The organism is Uruburuella suis (assembly GCF_004341385.1).
Classification (GTDB): domain Bacteria; phylum Pseudomonadota; class Gammaproteobacteria; order Burkholderiales; family Neisseriaceae; genus Neisseria; species Neisseria suis.
The window spans coordinates 42,142-59,125 of sequence record NZ_SLXE01000015.1 but is presented as its reverse complement, the minus strand read 5'-3'; the positions used below and the strand labels follow the sequence as shown (position 1 = coordinate 59,125).

Genomic DNA, 16,984 nt, shown 5'->3' with positions numbered 1-16,984 from the left:
TGGAGGTTATGGTTTTGTTGTGAACATTTGTTATTAAATAGTGGGAAATGTTAAGATAGTGCTACAACAACAACGATGATAAAGGAAACGCAATGAATATGTTTAAATGCTCGATGTGGGCGATGATGGTGGGCTTAACCGCGTGTGGCGGCGGCGGTGGTGGTAGCGGCGTTGCAGGCAGCCAACCGGACACCGGCCTGTCGGCTTTAAATGCGGTGCCGGAGGCTTATCGGGCGCAGGTGCGGCAGGCGAAGACTTGGCAGTTTGAAATGGAAAATGAGCACAGCATTTTTACGGCAGAGCTTTTTGACAAAGCATATGGCAACAAAGACGCTGAAATTGATTTGTCGGGGCTTCCCTTGGGTTTGAACGATTATCCGTATAAAGACACAGAAAAAGCAAAAAGGCCGTTTACTATGAATACGGTGTTTGGTGAGCAAAAGCTTAAAACCGGTGATGTGGTGACAACAGATGGTGTGTTTCGGGTGTATCAGCAGCCTTATTCCATTGTGGTTGGCAACTATACAACCGGCCTGCAGCTTAATAATGATCCCCGTAAGGCATGGGCGGATGCCGATGCCGATTTTTTGATCACCGATATCTTAGGCTTGGCCACCACCCAAGAAGCCGTGGATGCCTTGAATATCCAGGCCACTTATCGGGGCGAAGCTTTTACCGCGAAAGACAGGGGCGAATTGGTTTATCAAGTGGATTTTAAAGCGCGCAATGGCTCGGGCGAAATCACCGGCTTGGATCAATTCGGGCGCATTGCCTTGGAAAAAGGCAATATTGCCACTATGCCTGAATGGTTGGATATGAAAAACGTTGTCGGCATTTCTGCGACGGCCACTTCGGAAAAACAAGGCAAAGCGGGCTATACCTTGATGTTTGCCGGGCCTAAAGCCGAAGAAATCAGCGGCATGGTGCAGGCGAATCCGGAATGGCAGAGAAAAAGGGATGAAGGCATTATCGGTTTCGGCGGCAAACGCTGATTTACCGAGCAACAAATAGGCCGTCTGAAAGCTTTCAGACGGTCTCTTTGCAAAGAAACGACATTGGCATGAAAAGTAATGTTGGGCGTGATGGTTTTGTTGTGAACATTTGTTATCAAAAGGCGGAAAATGTTAAGATAACAATACAACAACGATGATAAAGGAAACGCAATGAATATGCTTAAATGCTCGATGTGGGCGATGATGGTGGGCTTAACCGCGTGCGGCGGCGGTGGTGGTGGCAGCGGCGTTGCAGGCAGCCAACCGGACACCGGCCTGTCTGCTTTAAATGCGGTGCCGGAAGCTTATCGGGCGCAGGTGCGGCAGGCGAAATTATGGGAAATCGATGTGGAGTATGCAGGCAGTAATGTTGCTAAGGAGGCATTCGGGCAAACTTATGCAAAAGGAAATGAGAAAATCGATTTAACACCGGTGCCGCTGGGTTTGCATGATTATCCCTTTAAAGATACGGAACGTTACAAAGGTGTGACTTTTACCGCGCTATTTGATAATAAAACGCAAGAAATATATCATCAAAGAGCTTTTGCGAAAGATGATGTTCGAGTAGTGGAGGGCACGTTAAGACTTTATCAACAACCTTATTCTGTTGTTATAGGCAGTTATATGAATAATTTTAAAGTAAATAATGAGCCGGTTACACTTATTGATGCGGAATCAAGTTTCACTATAGAAAATATACTGGGTTTGGCCACAACAAAAACAGCAATTGACGCTTTGAATATTCATGCTGTTTATCGTGGTGAAGCATTTACTGCCAAAGATAAAGGCACACTGGTTTATAATGTTGATTTTAAAAATCGTATCGGATCAGGTGAAATTACCGGATTGGGTCAATTCGGACGGGTAGTTTTAGAAAAAGGCGATATTGAAAAATTTGATGAGTTTTTTGATTCTAAGCAAGCTGCTTTTGGGATTTCTTCTACTGCGCGTGCAGAAAAATCCAATAAACAAATGTTTTACGGTTTAATGTTTGCAGGGCCGCAAGCTGAAGAAGTGAGTGGACTCGTTATACAGCGTGCACCAGAAAAGAGCGCTGCTGATATTATCGGTTTCGGCGGCAAACGCTGATTTATCGAGCAACAAATAGGCCGTCTGAAAGCTTTCAGACGGCCTATTTGTTGATTTGCCTTTTATTGCTTCATTAAGGGCACGGGTTGCTGATTTCGGCGTGCACGGCATCGATGGCGGCCAGGATGTCTTGGCCCAACACCACATCGGCGCTGGCGATGTTTTCGCGCAATTGCGCCATGGTGGTGGCGCCGATGATGTTGGCGGCCACAAAGGTGCGCTGGTTTACGAAAGCCAGCGAAAGGGTGGCGAGCGAGAGGCCGGCGGCTTCGGCGATGGCGGCATAGCGCTCCACCGCTTCGGCAGCTTTGGGCTTGCTGTAGCGCTGGAAGCGTTCAAACAGGGTGAGACGCGCGCCTTCGGGCTTTTGGCCGTGGCGGTATTTGCCGGAAAGCACGCCGAAAGCGAGCGGCGAATAAGCCAACAGCGGCACGTTTTCGCGCAGCGAGATTTCGGCCATGCCCACTTCGTAGCTGCGGTTGAGCAGGTTATATGGGTTTTGCACCGACGCGATGCGGGGCGAGCCGGGGCGGGCTTCGTGGGCGTTTAAATGGCGCAGCGTGCCCCACGGGGTTTCGTTGGACAAACCGTAGGTGCGGATTTTGCCTTGCCGCACCAATTCGCCCATGGCGTCGAGAATTTCGTCAAACGGGGTGTAGTGCTCGTTTGCGCTGATTTCGTTCATGCCGAGTTTGCCGAAAAAATTGGTTTGGCGCTCGGGCCAGTGCAATTGGTAAAGGTCGAGGTAATCGGTGTGCAGCCGTTTGAGGCTGGCGTGGCAGGCTTCGATGATTTGCGCGCGCGAAAAATTGTTGTTGCCGCCGCGGATATAGCCGTCGAGATTGTTGTTGCCGGTGGGGCCGGCGATTTTGCTGGCGAGCACGATATCATCACGCCGCCCGCGCGCCTGAATCCACGCGCCGATGTATTGCTCGGTGGTGGTATAGGTTTCTTGATTCGGCGGCACGGGATACATTTCGGCGGTGTCGATAAAATTCACGCCTTGCGAGAGGGCGTAATCGAGCTGCTCGTGTGCTTGGACTTGGGTGTTTTGCTCGCCCCAAGTCATGGTGCCGAGGCAGATTCGGCTCACTTTTATGCCGGTGCGGCCCAGTTCGTTATACTGCATGGCGGTGTCCTTTCGGTTAGCGGCGTTGCTGCATTTTGCGGGAAATATGGCGTACGGCTTTTTGCACCAAATAGGCCACAACAACTTGTTTGATACGGCGCATCAGCATGGGAGTATCCTTTGTTTGAATTTGAAATAATACCAATCCAAAAAAATAACCTAACTTCGTTGTCTCGCCTTGCCGTACTAGTTGTACTGTCTGCGGCTCGCCGCCTTGTTAGCTTACTTTTTTGAATTGGTATAAGAAGAAATTTAATCGAGAGGCCGTCTGAATAATATTTCAGACGGCCTTTTTGTATCAGCTGGTTAGAGCAACACTTTTTCAATGCCGCCTTCTGTGGCTTTTTTCACAAAATCGTTTTGCCATTGCTCGCCGAGAATGTGCTTGGCCATTTCCACCACGATGTAGTCGGCGGGCATGGCGTTGTCGTCGCTGTAGCGGCTCAGGCCTTGCAGGCAGGCGGGGCAGGAGGTGAGCATTTTCACGGGCTCGCCCGGCGGCAGTGCGGCTTTGTTTTTCTCGATTTCTTCCTGCTTGCGGAATTTTACCTGCGTGGCGATGTCGGGGCGCTTCACGGCAAACATGCCGCTCTCGCCGCAGCAGCGGTCGCTCAGCAACACTTCCTGCCCCATCAATTGGCCGGTGAGTGCGGTGGGGTTGGTGGTTTTGATGGGCGAGTGGCAAGGGTCGTGGTAAAGGTATTGCTGGCCGGTTACGCCATCGAGCTTGATGCCTTTTTCGAGCAGAAATTCGTGGATGTCTATCATGCGGCAGCCGGGGAAAATTTCTTCAAAGCGGTATTTTTCCAGCTGGTCGTAGCAGGTGCCGCAGCTCACCACCACGGTTTTGATGTCGAGGTAGTTGAGCGTGTTGGCCACGCGGTGGAAGAGCACGCGGTTTTCGGTGGTCATCTCTTCGGCTTTGGCTGCATTGCCGCCGGCGTCTTGCGGGTAGCCGCAGCAAAGATAGCCCGGCGGCAGCACGGTTTGCACACCGGCGTGCCACAGCATGGCCTGGGTGGCCAAGCCCACTTGGCTGAACAGGCGCTCGGAGCCGCAGCCGGGGAAGTAAAACACCGCTTCGCTGTCTTCCGGCAGCGCGGGGTTGCGGATGATCGGCACGGTTTTGTTGTCTTCCACGCCGAGCAAGGCGCGGGCGGTTTTAATCGGCACGTTGCGCGGCAGCGGGCGGTTGATGAAATGTACCACTTGCTCTTTGATCGGCGCGGCGCCCACGGTGGTTTTGGGGGCGGCTTTCTGCTTTTTGGTGCCCAAACGGAATTTTTTGCCCATTTGGTAGCCCCAGTTTTGCAGCCTGAAGCCGGCATCGATCACGCCTTTGTGCAGCAGGTTAATGGTGCGCGGATCTTTGGCATTCAGAAAAGCCATGCCGGCGGCCACGGCGGGGTTGAATTTGCGCTTGCCGCTTTTGCCCAGATAATTGCGGATGGCCACGGTAACGTCGCCGAAATCGATATTCACAGGGCAGGGCTTCACGCAGCGGTGGCACACGGTGCAATGGTCGCCCACATCGTTGAGCTCGTCGAAATGGCGCAGCGACACGCCGCGGCGGGTTTGCTCTTCGTATAAAAAGGCTTCGGTGAGCAGGCCCACGCCGAGAATTTTGTTGCGCGGGCTGTAGAGCAGGTTGGCGCGCGGCACATGGGTGGAGCACACGGGCTTGCACTTGCCGCAGCGCAGACAGTCTTTTATCGATTCGGCGATGGTGCCCAAATCGGATTGCTCCATAATCAGCGATTCCACGCCCAAAAGCTCGAACGAGGGCGTGTAGGCGCGGCGCAAATCGGCGCCTTTCATCAGCTTGCCGCGGTTGAAGCGGCCTTGCGGGTCGATGCGCGTTTTGTAATCCCAAAAAGGCTGCATTTCTTCATCGGTGAGGTATTCGAGCTTGGTGATGCCGATGCCGTGTTCGCCCGAAATCACGCCGTTTAAGCGGCGGGCGATGGCCATAATGCGATCCACCGCTTTGTGGGCGGTTTGCAGCATTTCATAATCATCGGAATTCACGGGAATATTGGTGTGCACATTGCCGTCGCCCGCGTGCATATGCAGCGCCACAAACACGCGCCCGCGCACCACGCGGCTGTGGATTTTGGCCAGCGCTTCGGTGATTTTGGTGTCGGCCTTGCCGCTGAAAATCTCGGATAAAGGCTTCATGATGTCGGATTTTACCGACACGCGCAGGCGGAAATCGCGAAAGGCGGTAAAGCAGCTTTCTTCATCGCGGGCTTCGGGTGCGGCGTGCACGGCGCTGCCGTAGCGCGCTTTATAGTCGGCCAGCGGCGCATCGAGGTTGTCGAGCAGCCATTGCCAGCGCGCCTGCACCTGCGCCACATGGGCCAATGCGTGGTTGGCGCGCTCGCCCAGCAATTCGCTGCTGGGCAGATCGGTGCCCATCTGATCCACCGGCAGGCTGCCTTGCAGATAGGGCAGGAGCGCATCGCACAGGGCGAGCTTGTTTTTAATCGACAATTCGATGTTGATGCGCTCAATGCCGTCTGAATATTCGCCCAGGCGTTCGAGCGGAATCACCACGTCTTCGTTGATTTTAAAGGCGTTGGTGTGTTTGGCGATGGCGGCGGTGCGGCTGCGGTCGAGCCAGAAGGTTTTGCGTGCCTCGGGCGACACGGCGATAAAGCCTTCGCCGTCGCGCGCGTTGGCGAGCTTCACAATGTGTGAGGCGGCTTCGGCCACGGCGTTTTCATCGTCTGACACCACATCGGCAATCAGCACCATTTTCGGGCGGCCTTTGCCGGCGGCTTTGGTGGCATAGCCCACCGCGCGCACATAGCGCCAATCGAGATGCTCGAGGCCGGCCAGCGCTACGGCTTCGTGGCCGAGCAGGTAATCACGGATTTCCACAATCGAGGGCGTGGCGTTGGCCACGGTGCCGAAAAATTCCAGGCACACGGTGCGCGTGTGTTTGGGCATGGTGTGCAGCACAAAAGCGCAGCTGGTGATGATGCCGTCGGTGCCTTCTTTCTGCACACCGGGCAGGCCGGCGAGAAATTTGTCGGTGACGTCTTTGCCGAGGCCGACTTTGCGGAATTTGCTGCCCTCAATTTCCAGCCGCTCGGTTTTCACCACTTTGAGGCCGTCTGAAGCGAGCGTGTGCACATCAAACACGGCGGTTTCTTCATCGTGGATTTTGCCGAAATTGTGGCGCACGCGCTCGATTTTGAGCCATTCGCCTGCGGGGTTGACCATTTTCCACCACGCCAGATTATCGAGCGCCGTGCCCCACAACACCGCTTTTTTGCCGCCTGCGTTCATCGCCACATTGCCGCCCACGCAGGAAGCATCGGCCGAAGTGGGATCCACCGCAAACACAAGCTTGGCGGCATTGGCGGTTTCTTCCACGCGCCGCGTGACCACGCCCGCGCCGCAATGAATCACCGGCCGGCGGCCTTCGAGACCGGGCAGCTCGACATATTCCACGCCATTGTGTTTATCGAGCTTTTCGGTGTTGATCACCGCGCTCATGGCATCGAGCGGCACCGCGCCGCCGGTGTAGCCGGTGCCGCCGCCGCGCGGGATGATGGTGAGCTCCAAATCAATCAGCGCGCGCACCAAGGGCGCCACTTCGGCTTCGGTGTCGGGGTTGACCACCACAAAGGGATATTCCACGCGCCAGTCGGTGGCGTCGGTGACATGCGACACGCGCGCCAAGCCGTCAAACATAATATTGTGTTTTTTGGTGATTTTGCTCAGGCGTTTGAGAATTTGCTCACGGCGGGTTTTGGTTTCGTCAAAGCTGCCGTCGAAGCGCGCCACCGCCGCTTCGGCCGCCTGCACCAGCGCGGCCACTTGTTCGTTGTCGTCGCGCCGTTTGTGGATTTCGCCCAAGCGGTGGCGCATTTCTTTCACCAGCGCTTCGCGGCGGGCGGGGTGGTCGAGCAAATCGTCAACCAGATAGGGGTTGCGCACCACCGCCCAAATATCGCCCAATACTTCAAACAACATGCGCGCCGAGCGGCCGGTTACGCGCTGGCTGCGCAGCGTTTGCAGTGTGTTCCACGCATCATCGCCGAGCAGGCGGATGACGATTTCGCGGTCGGAATATGAGGTGTAGTTATAAGGGATTTCGCGGATGCGCTGGGCGGTGTTGCTCATTGTGTTGTGTCCGTTCCGTATTATTTTCGTGTGTGCTCATACCAATCCAAAAAAATAACCTAACTTCGTTGGCTCGCCTTGCCGTACGTGTGTACTGTCGCAGGCTTCCACCTTGTTAGCTTACTTTTTTGAATGGGTATCAAACATGTGTGCCCGCTATTTTAAAGGATTTTATGCGGCGGCGCTTGGCAGATGTTTGCTTTTTTTTTCAGACGGCCTCAAGAAAAAGCAGGCCGTCTGAAAGCCAAAGGGAAAGTTTGAATGTAATGTCATTTCAAAGACTTTTCAATGGAAAAATATGGCGGACAGCATGCATGCGGCTCATATTGGCGGCGAGAAATTGTTGACAAGTGCAGCGCCGGTGCGGCTTTTTTCAGACGGCTGTTTACGATTGGGCGGATTTCGGGCTTGTGCGCAAGGCAATAGGGCGGCTATAATAGCTTTTTTACGGCGGGTCTCCCTGCATGGTAAGTTGGGACAACGGGTCAGGGGCGGAAGCCAGCAGCCCACTCTGATGCGCCAGTGCCAGGGGTTTGGCTCGCCACCTCATTGAAAACGCCGCAGCTTTTGCCTGCGGCGTTTGGCTTTTGGTGTGGGGAAATCAGGCCGTCTGAAACCATTCAAACAGCCAAGAAAGCCGTAGGTCGGATACTTGTATCCGACATTTACTGCCGCCCTGAAAACCTTGTTCTGCGAACAAGCGTCGGATTCGAGAATCCGACCTGCGCACTTCGCCGGAATGAAGCATGGGAAACGTTTTAAAAAATCGTTGTTTGCCAGATAAATAAAGGCCGTCTGAAACTTTTCAGACGGCCTGTATTGATTTATGCACAGTATGTTTATGCTTGAGTATTCAATTTGCGCACCACGCTGCCGAGTGCTTTTTGCCAGTCGGAAGGAGCGGCACCCAGCTCTTGGCAGGCTTTGTGGCAATCGAGCACGCTATAAACGGGGCGCGGGGCGGGCGTGGGGTAGCCGCTGGTGTCGATGGGGTGCAGGTGCGGGGTTTTGAAGGTGGGGTTGAGGGTGGCGGCGGTGTGGAACACGGCTTCGGCAAAGCCGTGCCAGCTGGTTGAGGTGTTGCCGCAATAATGGAAAATGCCGCGCGGGAAGGTGGCTTTTTCCAGCATATTAATCAGCAGCTGCGCCAAATCACCGGCATAAGTGGGGCAGCCGGTTTGGTCTTGCACCACATAAAGCTCGTCGCGCTCGGCGGCGGCTTCGAGCATGGTTTTCACGAAATTGCGACCGTATTCGCTGAATATCCAGGCGCTGCGCACAATCGCGCTGTCGGGGTTGGCGGCCAGCGCCAGCAATTCGCCGGCGAGCTTGGATTGGCCGTAGGCGCTTTGGGGTGCGGGCGGGGCGGTTTCGGTGTAGGGCACTTTGCTGCTGCCGTCAAACACATAATCGGTGGATATGTGGATGAATTTGGCATGCACGGCGCGGGCGGCGGCGGCCAGGCTTGCCACGGCGGCGGCGTTGACGGCAAAGGCTTTGGCGCGCTGGCTTTCGGCCAAATCAACGGCGGTGTAGGCGGCGGCGTTGACAATGGCGTCGGGTTGGAAATTTTTGACCATATTGAGCACGGCTTCGGCATCGGTGATGTCGAGGGTGGCTGAATCGGCGGCAATCAGCTCCCATTCTTCGGGCAGGCGGTCTTTAAAGCAGCGGCCGAGCTGGCCTTTCGAGCCGGTCAGTAAAATTCTCATCGGGTGGATTCCTCCTGGGTTTGCCTTGGGGTTTGACGGAAAGCGGGCGGGTTGCCGAATGTCTTATCGAAAAGTCTTATTATGAAACAGGCCGTCTGAAAATGGTAGTGAAATGTAGCCGCGCGTTTGTTTGATAGATGCGTGTTGGGCGGCCGGTTTGCGCGGCGGCGGCTTTGGGTTATACTCAAGCGGTTGTTTTCAGACGGCCTGATGCCCATTGAAAAAAGTAAGCTTGCAAGGCGGCGAGCCTATGCAGCAGGGCTGTTTTGAGGTGGGTGTGATTTGCCCTCTGCCGTGCGTGGTGCGTGTGCATTTTCGCTTGTTCCTGATTTTACGGAGTAAATCCTATGTTGAAAAAATGGCTGGCCGTGATGGCCGTGTTTACCTCATTGTTTGCATTGAGCGGCTGCGGCTACAACACCATGCAGTCGCAAGACGAGGCGGCCAATGCGGCCTGGTCGGAAGTGCTCAACCAATATCAGCGCCGCGCCGATTTGATTCCGAATCTGGTCAACACGGTAAAAGGCTATGCCACGCACGAGCAGGAAGTGTTTACGCAGGTAACGGAAGCGCGCAGCAAAGTGGGCAGCATTCAGATGACGGCCGATGATGCGGCCGACCCGGAAAAACTCAAGCAATATCAGCAGGCGCAGGGCGAATTGAGCAGCGCGCTCTCACGGCTTTTGGTGGTGTCGGAAAATTATCCGCAGCTTAAGGCCGACCAGAATTTCCGCGATTTGCAGGCGCAGCTTGAGGGCACGGAAAACCGCATTTCGCTGGCACGCAACAACTACATCAAGGCTGTGCAAACGTATAACACCACCTTGCGCCAGTTTCCGCAAAACCTCACCGCCAAGCTTTTCGGCATGAAGGCACGCGCCAATTTCAGCGTGGAAAACGAAGCGGCGGTGTCGGATGCGCCTAAAGTAAGCTTTTAAACGGCTTGCGCCCGAATGGTTCAGACGGCCTGCTTGTGCATGATAGGCCGTCTGAAATATATGATGATGCTGAAAACTTTTTTACTCTTTGCCGCCACGGCGCTGGCTGAAATTGTGGGCTGCTGGCTGCCTTATGTGTGGTTGCGCCAGCAAGGCTCACCTTGGCTGCTGCTGCCGGCGGCGGCGAGCCTAGCGCTGTTTGCCTGGCTGCTCACGCTGCACCCGACCGCCAGCGGCCGCGTGTATGCCGCTTACGGCGGCGTGTATATCAGCATGGCGCTGCTGTGGCTGTGGGCGGTGGACGGCATTAAGCCGCAAACCACCGACTGGATAGGCGCAGCGCTGTGTTTGAGCGGCATGGCGGTGATTATGCTGGGCGCGCGCTCATAATTGTTCAGACGGCCTTTTTTCAGACGGCCTTTTCAGATGGATGCCGTCTGAAAACTTGAAATCAAAAGGATATTCATGTTATCTGCCTTTCAACGCCTAAGCGCGTTTGCCTTGATGCTGCTGGCCGCGGCGTGGCTGTGGGCGGCCGATTTGGCCGCGATTCCGCCGCTCACCGCGCCGGTGCTCGACAGCGCGCAGATGATGCAGCCCGAAGCGCGCGCCGAGCTCAATGCGCATTTGATGCAATACAGCCGCGAAAAAGGCAGCCAGATTATCGTGCTCACCGTGCCCTCGATTGCACCGGAAACGCCGTTTGACTATGCCGCCCGCGCGATGCAGCAATATGAGCCGGGGCGCAAAGAGGTGAGCGACGGGGTGTTGCTGCTGCTGGTGCGCGATGAGCGCAAAACCCATTTGGCGGTGGGGCGCGGCTTGGAAGGCGCGATTCCTGATGTGTATGCCAAGCGCATTCTTGATGATGTGTTGCGCCCTTATCTGCAAAAAGGCCAAACCGATGCCGGCATTTATGCGGCGGTGAGCCAAATTGAAAAATTGATTGCCGGCGAAGCCTTGCCCGCGCCCGCCGCCCAAACCCGCAGCGAAGGCTCGGGCGATGGCTGGATGATGCTGCTGATTGTGCCTTTTTTTGTGGGCGGCTTTCTGAAAGCGATTTTCGGGCGCACGCTCGGCAGCCTGCTCACCGGCGGCGCGGTGTTCGGCGTGGCGGTGGCGGTGTTGGGCTGGGGCGTGGTGGCGGCTGTGTTGGTGGCGCTGCTGGGCAGCGTGGTGAGCTTTGTGCTGGGCAGCGGCGCGTTTATTTCCGGCGGCGGGCTGGGCGGCGGCGGTTTTGGCGGCACGCGCGGCGGTGGCGGCTGGAGCGGCGGCGGTGGGTTTGGCGGCGGTGGCGGTTTCAGTGGTGGCGGTGGCGGCTTCGGCGGCGGCGGCGCATCGGGAGGGTGGTAATGCAGGAGCAAAATAAATTCAAACGTTTGTGGCAGCATTGGCTGCACCCGCGCGCACGCGTGGAGCGTTATTTTCCCGGTGCTGATTTGGCGCGCATCAGCCGAAAAATCGGCTTGTCGGAGCAAAACCACACCGGCCAGATCCGTTTTGTGATTGAATCGCGCTACAGCAGCGAGGCTGTGCTCAAAGGCTTGGACACGCGCACCCGCGCTTGGCAATGGTTTGGCGAATTGGGCGTGTGGGACACCGAACACAACAGCGGCGTGCTGGTGTATGTGTCGTTTGCCGATCACGCGGTGGAAATCGTGGCCGACCGGGGCATTTCTGCCAAAGTGGCCGAGGAAGAGTGGCAGCATGTGTGCCAAACCATGCTGGCGGATTTCCGGCGCGAGGCGTTTGTGAGCGGCTTGGTGGCGGGCTTGCAAGAGGTGACGCAGATTCTGAGCACCCATTTCCCGCGCGCACAAGCGGCGGATTTCGATGAATTGCCCAATGAGGTGGTGTTGCGCTGAGCGTGCGGTTTGTGTGGAATATTGTGTGAAAGGCCGTCTGAAAAAAGTTTCAGACGGCCTTTGTTTTTGCGCGATGGTTTAAGGCAGATGGCTGATGGATTCGGCCATTTCGTGGAACATTTTATTAGCGTTGACATCGGTTACCCAATGCGCATTGGCCGGTTTGCCGGTGGTGCCCCACCAATCGACCACGCAGGCGCCCATGGTGAGCTCGCTCTGGGTTTCCACCGCCACATGGCAATCGCGGCCGCTGAAAAATTCGGGAAACACGGCATAGGCGATGGCGCAGGGGTCGTGCAGGGGGCCGCCTTCGAGGCCGAATTTTTGCGTGTCGAAGCGCTCGTAGCTTTGCAAAATGCCGGCCAAACGGCTGCCGTTGGCGTTGGGCTGTTGGCGCAGCACATCCATGCGCGGGGTGGTGATGGTGGCTTTGTGGGTGACATCGAGCGGCAAAATGGTGATGGGCACGCCGCTTTGCAGTACCACTTGGGCGGCATGCGGGTCGACATAAAAATTGAATTCGGCCGCGGGGGTGATGTTGCCGGCTTCGAAATAATTGCCGCCCATCAGCACGATGTTTTTAATCGCGCGGCCGATATCGGGCGCGAGGCTGAGCGCTTGGGCGATGTTGGTTAAGGGGCCGATGGGGCAGATGGTGATGCTCGCATCATCGGCTTTGCGCAAGGTGTCGATCAGATAGGGCACGGCGTGCACCGGCTGCAAGGGGCAGGCAGGCTCATGCAATTCCACGCCGTCGAGCCCGGTTTTGCCGTGCACTTCTTCGGCGGTTACCAAGCTGCGCAGCAAGGGCTTGCCGGCACCGGCATACACGGGAAAATCTTTTTCGCCGGCCCAGTCGCAAATGATGCGTGCATTGGTGGCGGTGTGGTGCAGGCTCACGTTGCCGGCCACTACGGTGAGCGCCATAAAATCAATCAGGCCGCGTTTGGCTAAGCCGTGTGCCATCAAAATGGCGGCGGCATCATCTTGGCCGGGGTCGGTGTCGATAATCAGGCGGATTTTTTCAGACATATTGATTTCCTAAGGCTGGGGTGGTTCGGTGCGGCAATTATTGTGTTGATAAACGCCGCCTTGGTCGAGGCAGGCATCTTGTGCCAAAAAACGCTCGGTATACATGCCGGCAGCAAAAGCGGCCATCAACATCAGGGCAAACAGCACGGTTTTCATGGCCGGCCATGCGGGGGTTGAAAATGAAAGTGTAACCCAGCCGATACAACGGTACAATACGGCTTTTATGTTTAAGCTGCCGTTTCAGACGGCCTACCGTTTCTATGCAATTGATTTTGGCGCCCATGCAGGGCTTGGTGGATGACGTGATGCGCGATTTGCTTACGCGCATCGGCGGGTTTGACGAATGTGTGAGCGAATTTGTGCGCATCACACACACCGTGCATTCGCGCCCGACCTGGCTGAAATATGTGCCGGAAATCGCGCAGGGCAACCGCACTTTTGCCGGTGTGCCGTGCACGGTGCAACTTTTGGGCAGCGATGCGGAAAACATGGCGGCCAATGCGCTCGAAGCGGTGCGCTTCGGTGCCGACAAAATCGATTTGAATTTCGGCTGCCCCGCGCCCACGGTAAACAAGCATCAGGGCGGGGCGGTGCTGCTCAAAGAGCCGCAGCGCATTTACCATATTGTGAAAACCCTGCGCACGGCGCTGCCCGAACACATCGCGCTCAGCGCCAAAATGCGCCTGGGTTTTGAAGATAAATCGCTGGCGCTGGAAAATGCGCTGGCCATTGCCGAGGGCGGCGCTTCGGCGCTGGCGGTGCATGCGCGCACCAAAGTGGAGGGCTACGAGCCGCCGGCGCACTGGATTTGGGTGCGCAAAATCCGCGATGCGGTGGCGATACCGGTGATTGCCAACGGCGATGTGTTTACCCTGCAAGATTATCTGGCCATCCGGCAAGAGAGCGGCTGCGAGCGCATTATGCTCGGGCGCGGCGCGGTGATGCGCCCCGATTTGGCGCGCCAAATCCGCCAATATACGCAAGGCGGCGCGGTGGAAGAGGCAGATTTTGCCGAAATTATGGGCTGGATACGGCTTTTTTTCGATTTGTGTTTGGCCAAAGAAGCCAACAATAAATATCCGGTGGCGCGGCTGAAGCAATGGCTGGGCATGATGAAGCGCGTGTATCCGCAGGCGCAGGAAGTGTTTGACGGCATACGCACCCTGAAAGAAGCCGATGAAGTGAAGCGCGCGCTGGCGCAGTTTGCATTTGATTAAGCTTGGTTGAATTGGCAAAGATGAGGCCGTCTGAAACGTTTCAGACGGCCTTTGGCTTGGCAGGATGAGACCTTTACAAAACCGGATACCCGTCGCACCCGCGAAGGCGGGTTTGTTCATGTGTTGTCCCCTGTTGGAACAAGTTTAGTGGATTGACACAGATTTTTAAACATTCCCGATTTTTAAATACTCCCGGTTTGGTTTATACGGCTAGCTTTTTTTCAAACCCACTATCTGGATGTTTTCTTTCGGCGTAGCCAATTGATATTGTTTCTGGCTATTGCCACCCCGGCTTTCAATCTCATAATATCGGGCATAATCGTTCAAATGCGATTCCAATTTCTTTTTGATGCGTGATTTACTCTCATGAAAAATCCGCTCCATTTTTGGCTTTTCGTCGAGAAATAATTCTTTGTCAAATTCTTTTCTTGCCTTGTTGATATCCTCTTGTATCTGCTTACTGTGGCTCTGCCAACCTGGTTTAAACCCACAGTAATTTTTCCAGTATCGTTCCAGTAATTGCTTATCTCCAACCGCGCAAGCCAAGCCTTCCTGTTTAAACTCGGCCATAGTTTTGTAGAGGCTGAAGTGTTGTACATCCAGCTTAATCGGTTTTGAGCCACTACAAATAATACTCATGCTTGAACAATCAACCACCAAGCTGAAATCACTCAGGCTTTGCTGCGTGAGCGCCACTGCCCGTGAAAAATTCCAATTGTCGGCCAAAGCCAATTTAGGCATACCCTCGCGCATTCGTACAAACGGAATATCGGCCAACATTACCTGCGCCTTTGCCGCATCACGCATACCAAAGCGTTCCGTATTCAGCGGTGTGCTATGTTTGGGCGGGTAGAAAAATTCACGGTTTTGCTCGAAGGCCTCCTCCACCAATACGTGTGAGAGCCTGTCTTGCCGCCGCCCGAACAGCGACAACGCATAGCCGATATAAAACCCCATCGACTTGCGGCCACCGGCAATCGACACGTGCAATTCGGTTTGCTCATCGGCACACAGATCATAAATAAAACGTACAATCTGATCGGCCGCCAGATTGTTTTCCCCCGGCGAACGGATATCCGCCAACGGCTCACCTGTTTCCCCCTGAATCACGTGAATACAATCCGTATCGAAACGGATAGCAGGCAAAGCATATTCCGCACACAGGCGCCTGAAAAAGCCGTTCTCACCCAGCAGAGAACCGATAATATTTTCCGCCCCCGTCTGCGTGGTCAGCACATGGATTTCTTCAGGCAGCCATTGGTGTTGCGTGTGCAGCGCATAAAGCGTTTCGGTTACGATTTGCGGCGACATTCCCGTAACCGCAACAAGGATTTTTTGTTTAATATCCATTAAAGTCTGCTCTATTTTTTCAGCCAAGCTTCCAAATTGTTCTTCAGATTCACTATATTCCTAGATTCATAACAGGGGATTTGATTGTCCTTTGCACGCTTTTTGGTTGGTTCGTCCAAATCACGATAAGACACCAACGCCACTTTGGTTTTCAAACCGCCCAATTCCTGCTCTTGAAAAGCCTGCAAACGGTAAATCACATTGTTTCCCTCTCCCTTATTGAAAGGACTTGTATAATTTACCGTTTTACACTCAATAATATGTAAATTATTATTCATCAAAACAATAACATCCAGCTCGTTGTCCGCTTTTCCATCTTGTTTTTGTTTTGAAGCGGTCGCCCCCAGCTTGATGATTTCGCCGCCCAAGGCATAGTCCTGCAATCCCTTGATGTCCTTAACAGCCGATAAAACGTGCTCTTCCAGCCAGCCACCATGGACATATTTCAAAGCCGCCTTATCAGTAAAGGTAATCTGCTGCAAATCATATTGCAGCAATCCTTCACGCTCAAATTTATCCAAAACCGTTTTAATCCGCTCCTTATCACCTTTTTCCGGAAAATCTGCCGTTAACTTTTTATCCGATATCACACCGTTGATAGCCGAAATCGCCGAACCGAAGTCGCCTTGAACCAACTCTCTAGTCAAATGCGGCTTATTCATCGGCAATTGCTGCAACGGCTTGCCCACTAACTCATAACCATGCGCCAACAAAATATCTTTAATTTTCAATTTCGGCTCTAAAACAAACTTTTGCCCCGCCTGATCCAAATAGACCAACTCATTGCTGCGCTCCACAAAATAAGCACAGACTGAATCATTGGCGGAAAACACGCTATAAGCACTGATGGCCATCAACTTGGTGCCGCCGGTAATATTCATCAAAATATTCTGACTTGTATAATTTTCAAACAATTTCAAATCAAGCATTTGATTTTCCAAAGCTTCTTTATCATAAGAATCAGCAATTGAAACTTTCGATACATGAATATGATATGTTTTTAACACCGTTTCCAGCCAGCCGGCGCGCTCATTCATTTCATGGCTGACCAACAAAATCACCTCTTTCGGTTTCGGGTCGGAAACCAATATCGGAATCAAATTAGGCAACGGCTGCTTAGACACCAAACACACATGCACATCAAAATTTCTCATGATTTTCTTCCTTTATTCTCTTTCAGGCGGCCTACAACGCCCGCACCTCAAAACATTGCAAGCCGCAGCCCATCTGCTGCATTTCCTCGGCAGAATATTCCAAACCACGCCCATCGGCCGTTTGCGGCAGCGTTAAAAAATAAAACATCGCACCGCGTGCACATACCTCTGCCGCCAAATGCAGCGGCAGCGTGCCCAGCACCACATCGCCCACCGCAATATCGGCCGGATTAAAATGGCGCACAAACACATCCACCTGCCATTGCGGCTGCTGTTTAATCCACGCAACTGCGCCTTCATGGCGCGACACAAAATAAACCGTCATATTATTACCCAATTCTCTGCTGAAAAGCCTTGATACTCTGAAAAATA

At 54.2% G+C, this 16,984-nt stretch carries 15 protein-coding genes and 1 other RNA gene; 8 read left to right on the top strand and 8 right to left on the bottom strand.

The annotated features are described in order from the left end of the window. Positions 1 to 92 precede the first annotated feature (92 nt). Together EV680_RS06845 and EV680_RS06840 are read left to right on the top strand one after the other, a co-directional pair. Complete coding sequence (locus EV680_RS06845) at positions 93 to 992, top strand: factor H binding protein domain-containing protein (protein ID WP_132953999.1); 900 nt, start codon at positions 93 to 95, stop codon at positions 990 to 992. A gap of 171 nt (positions 993 to 1,163) precedes the next feature. Continuing rightward, positions 1,164 to 2,081: a factor H binding protein domain-containing protein gene (locus tag EV680_RS06840; RefSeq protein ID WP_132953998.1), complete on the top strand. Its 918-nt coding sequence runs from the start codon at positions 1,164 to 1,166 to the stop codon at positions 2,079 to 2,081. A 73-nt stretch (positions 2,082 to 2,154) separates the two neighbouring features. Here the strand turns inward: EV680_RS06840 and EV680_RS06835 are convergent, their stop codons facing one another. Together EV680_RS06835 and EV680_RS06830 are read right to left on the bottom strand one after the other, a co-directional pair. Continuing rightward, on the bottom strand, positions 2,155 to 3,210 hold the full coding sequence (locus tag EV680_RS06835; RefSeq protein ID WP_132953997.1) for an NADP(H)-dependent aldo-keto reductase: 1,056 nt from the start codon (positions 3,208 to 3,210) through the stop codon (positions 2,155 to 2,157). A 306-nt stretch (positions 3,211 to 3,516) separates the two neighbouring features. Beyond that, on the bottom strand, positions 3,517 to 7,344 hold the full coding sequence (locus EV680_RS06830) for a DUF3683 domain-containing protein (RefSeq protein ID WP_132953996.1): 3,828 nt from the start codon (positions 7,342 to 7,344) through the stop codon (positions 3,517 to 3,519). A 449-nt stretch (positions 7,345 to 7,793) separates the two neighbouring features. Here EV680_RS06830 and ffs point away from each other — a divergent pair. Then, positions 7,794 to 7,890, top strand: an RNA gene (gene ffs, locus EV680_RS06825) — signal recognition particle sRNA small type. A gap of 293 nt (positions 7,891 to 8,183) precedes the next feature. On the opposite strand, the gene rfbD is transcribed toward ffs, so the two are convergent. Further along, positions 8,184 to 9,056 carry a dTDP-4-dehydrorhamnose reductase gene (gene rfbD, locus EV680_RS06820; protein WP_132953995.1) on the bottom strand — a complete coding sequence of 291 codons (873 nt, stop codon included), beginning with the start codon at positions 9,054 to 9,056 and terminating at the stop codon, positions 8,184 to 8,186. Between the two features lie 347 nt (positions 9,057 to 9,403). Here rfbD and EV680_RS06815 point away from each other — a divergent pair, with 347 nt between their 5' ends. The 4 genes from EV680_RS06815 to EV680_RS06800 all read left to right on the top strand — a co-directional run bounded on the left by EV680_RS06815 (position 9,404) and on the right by EV680_RS06800 (position 11,859). After that, on the top strand, positions 9,404 to 9,994 hold the full coding sequence (locus tag EV680_RS06815; RefSeq protein ID WP_132953994.1) for a LemA family protein: 591 nt from the start codon (positions 9,404 to 9,406) through the stop codon (positions 9,992 to 9,994). 66 nt (positions 9,995 to 10,060) lie between these two features. After that, on the top strand, positions 10,061 to 10,384 hold the full coding sequence (locus EV680_RS06810) for a YnfA family protein (protein WP_425316041.1): 324 nt from the start codon (positions 10,061 to 10,063) through the stop codon (positions 10,382 to 10,384). A 75-nt stretch (positions 10,385 to 10,459) separates the two neighbouring features. Beyond that, on the top strand, positions 10,460 to 11,347 hold the full coding sequence (locus EV680_RS06805; RefSeq protein ID WP_132953993.1) for a TPM domain-containing protein: 888 nt from the start codon (positions 10,460 to 10,462) through the stop codon (positions 11,345 to 11,347). Further along, positions 11,347 to 11,859, top strand: coding sequence for a TPM domain-containing protein (locus tag EV680_RS06800; RefSeq protein WP_132953992.1), 513 nt, complete (start codon positions 11,347 to 11,349; stop codon positions 11,857 to 11,859). Before EV680_RS06805 ends, EV680_RS06800 begins: the two co-directional genes overlap by 1 nt. Before the next feature lie 78 nt (positions 11,860 to 11,937). On the opposite strand, the gene EV680_RS06795 is transcribed toward EV680_RS06800, so the two are convergent. After that, positions 11,938 to 12,891 (bottom strand): nucleoside hydrolase, encoded by a 954-nt coding sequence (locus tag EV680_RS06795; RefSeq protein ID WP_132953991.1) that lies wholly within the window; start codon positions 12,889 to 12,891, stop codon positions 11,938 to 11,940. Between the two features lie 9 nt (positions 12,892 to 12,900). Then, a complete protein-coding gene (locus tag EV680_RS11930) occupies positions 12,901 to 13,047 on the bottom strand; it encodes a hypothetical protein (RefSeq protein ID WP_165870918.1) in 147 nt (48 codons plus the stop codon). Between the two features lie 104 nt (positions 13,048 to 13,151). Here EV680_RS11930 and EV680_RS06790 point away from each other — a divergent pair, with 104 nt between their 5' ends. After that, positions 13,152 to 14,108, top strand: coding sequence for a tRNA dihydrouridine synthase (locus tag EV680_RS06790; RefSeq protein ID WP_132953990.1), 957 nt, complete (start codon positions 13,152 to 13,154; stop codon positions 14,106 to 14,108). 210 nt (positions 14,109 to 14,318) lie between these two features. Here the strand turns inward: EV680_RS06790 and csm6 are convergent, their stop codons facing one another. From csm6 to csx16, 3 genes are read right to left on the bottom strand one after another with little or no spacing between them, the layout of a single operon-like run. Then, positions 14,319 to 15,458 carry a CRISPR-associated ring nuclease Csm6 gene (gene csm6, locus EV680_RS06785; protein ID WP_132953989.1) on the bottom strand — a complete coding sequence of 380 codons (1,140 nt, stop codon included), beginning with the start codon at positions 15,456 to 15,458 and terminating at the stop codon, positions 14,319 to 14,321. 11 nt (positions 15,459 to 15,469) lie between these two features. Continuing rightward, positions 15,470 to 16,612, bottom strand: coding sequence for a Card1-like endonuclease domain-containing protein (locus EV680_RS06780; RefSeq protein WP_132953988.1), 1,143 nt, complete (start codon positions 16,610 to 16,612; stop codon positions 15,470 to 15,472). Positions 16,613 to 16,643: 31 nt separating this feature from the next. Beyond that, positions 16,644 to 16,937 (bottom strand): CRISPR-associated protein Csx16, encoded by a 294-nt coding sequence (csx16, locus tag EV680_RS06775; protein WP_132953987.1) that lies wholly within the window; start codon positions 16,935 to 16,937, stop codon positions 16,644 to 16,646. Positions 16,938 to 16,984 lie beyond the last annotated feature (47 nt).

What these genes read in the sequence shown, in the direction of transcription:
- EV680_RS06795 (WP_132953991.1), bottom strand. Translation starts at nt 12,891, where the DNA reads ATGTCTGAAAAAATCCGCCTGATTATCGACACCGACCCCGGCCAAGAT.
- EV680_RS06845 (WP_132953999.1), top strand. Translation starts at nt 93, where the DNA reads ATGAATATGTTTAAATGCTCGATGTGGGCGATGATGGTGGGCTTAACC.
- EV680_RS06840 (WP_132953998.1), top strand. Translation starts at nt 1,164, where the DNA reads ATGAATATGCTTAAATGCTCGATGTGGGCGATGATGGTGGGCTTAACC.
- csx16 (WP_132953987.1), bottom strand. Translation starts at nt 16,937, where the DNA reads ATGACGGTTTATTTTGTGTCGCGCCATGAAGGCGCAGTTGCGTGGATT.
- EV680_RS06790 (WP_132953990.1), top strand. Translation starts at nt 13,152, where the DNA reads ATGCAATTGATTTTGGCGCCCATGCAGGGCTTGGTGGATGACGTGATG.
- rfbD (WP_132953995.1), bottom strand. Translation starts at nt 9,056, where the DNA reads ATGAGAATTTTACTGACCGGCTCGAAAGGCCAGCTCGGCCGCTGCTTT.
- EV680_RS06815 (WP_132953994.1), top strand. Translation starts at nt 9,404, where the DNA reads ATGTTGAAAAAATGGCTGGCCGTGATGGCCGTGTTTACCTCATTGTTT.
- EV680_RS06830 (WP_132953996.1), bottom strand. Translation starts at nt 7,344, where the DNA reads ATGAGCAACACCGCCCAGCGCATCCGCGAAATCCCTTATAACTACACC.
- EV680_RS06835 (WP_132953997.1), bottom strand. Translation starts at nt 3,210, where the DNA reads ATGCAGTATAACGAACTGGGCCGCACCGGCATAAAAGTGAGCCGAATC.
- EV680_RS06800 (WP_132953992.1), top strand. Translation starts at nt 11,347, where the DNA reads ATGCAGGAGCAAAATAAATTCAAACGTTTGTGGCAGCATTGGCTGCAC.
- EV680_RS06805 (WP_132953993.1), top strand. Translation starts at nt 10,460, where the DNA reads ATGTTATCTGCCTTTCAACGCCTAAGCGCGTTTGCCTTGATGCTGCTG.
- EV680_RS06780 (WP_132953988.1), bottom strand. Translation starts at nt 16,612, where the DNA reads ATGAGAAATTTTGATGTGCATGTGTGTTTGGTGTCTAAGCAGCCGTTG.
- csm6 (WP_132953989.1), bottom strand. Translation starts at nt 15,458, where the DNA reads ATGGATATTAAACAAAAAATCCTTGTTGCGGTTACGGGAATGTCGCCG.
- EV680_RS06810 (WP_425316041.1), top strand. Translation starts at nt 10,061, where the DNA reads ATGCTGAAAACTTTTTTACTCTTTGCCGCCACGGCGCTGGCTGAAATT.
- EV680_RS11930 (WP_165870918.1), bottom strand. Translation starts at nt 13,047, where the DNA reads ATGAAAACCGTGCTGTTTGCCCTGATGTTGATGGCCGCTTTTGCTGCC.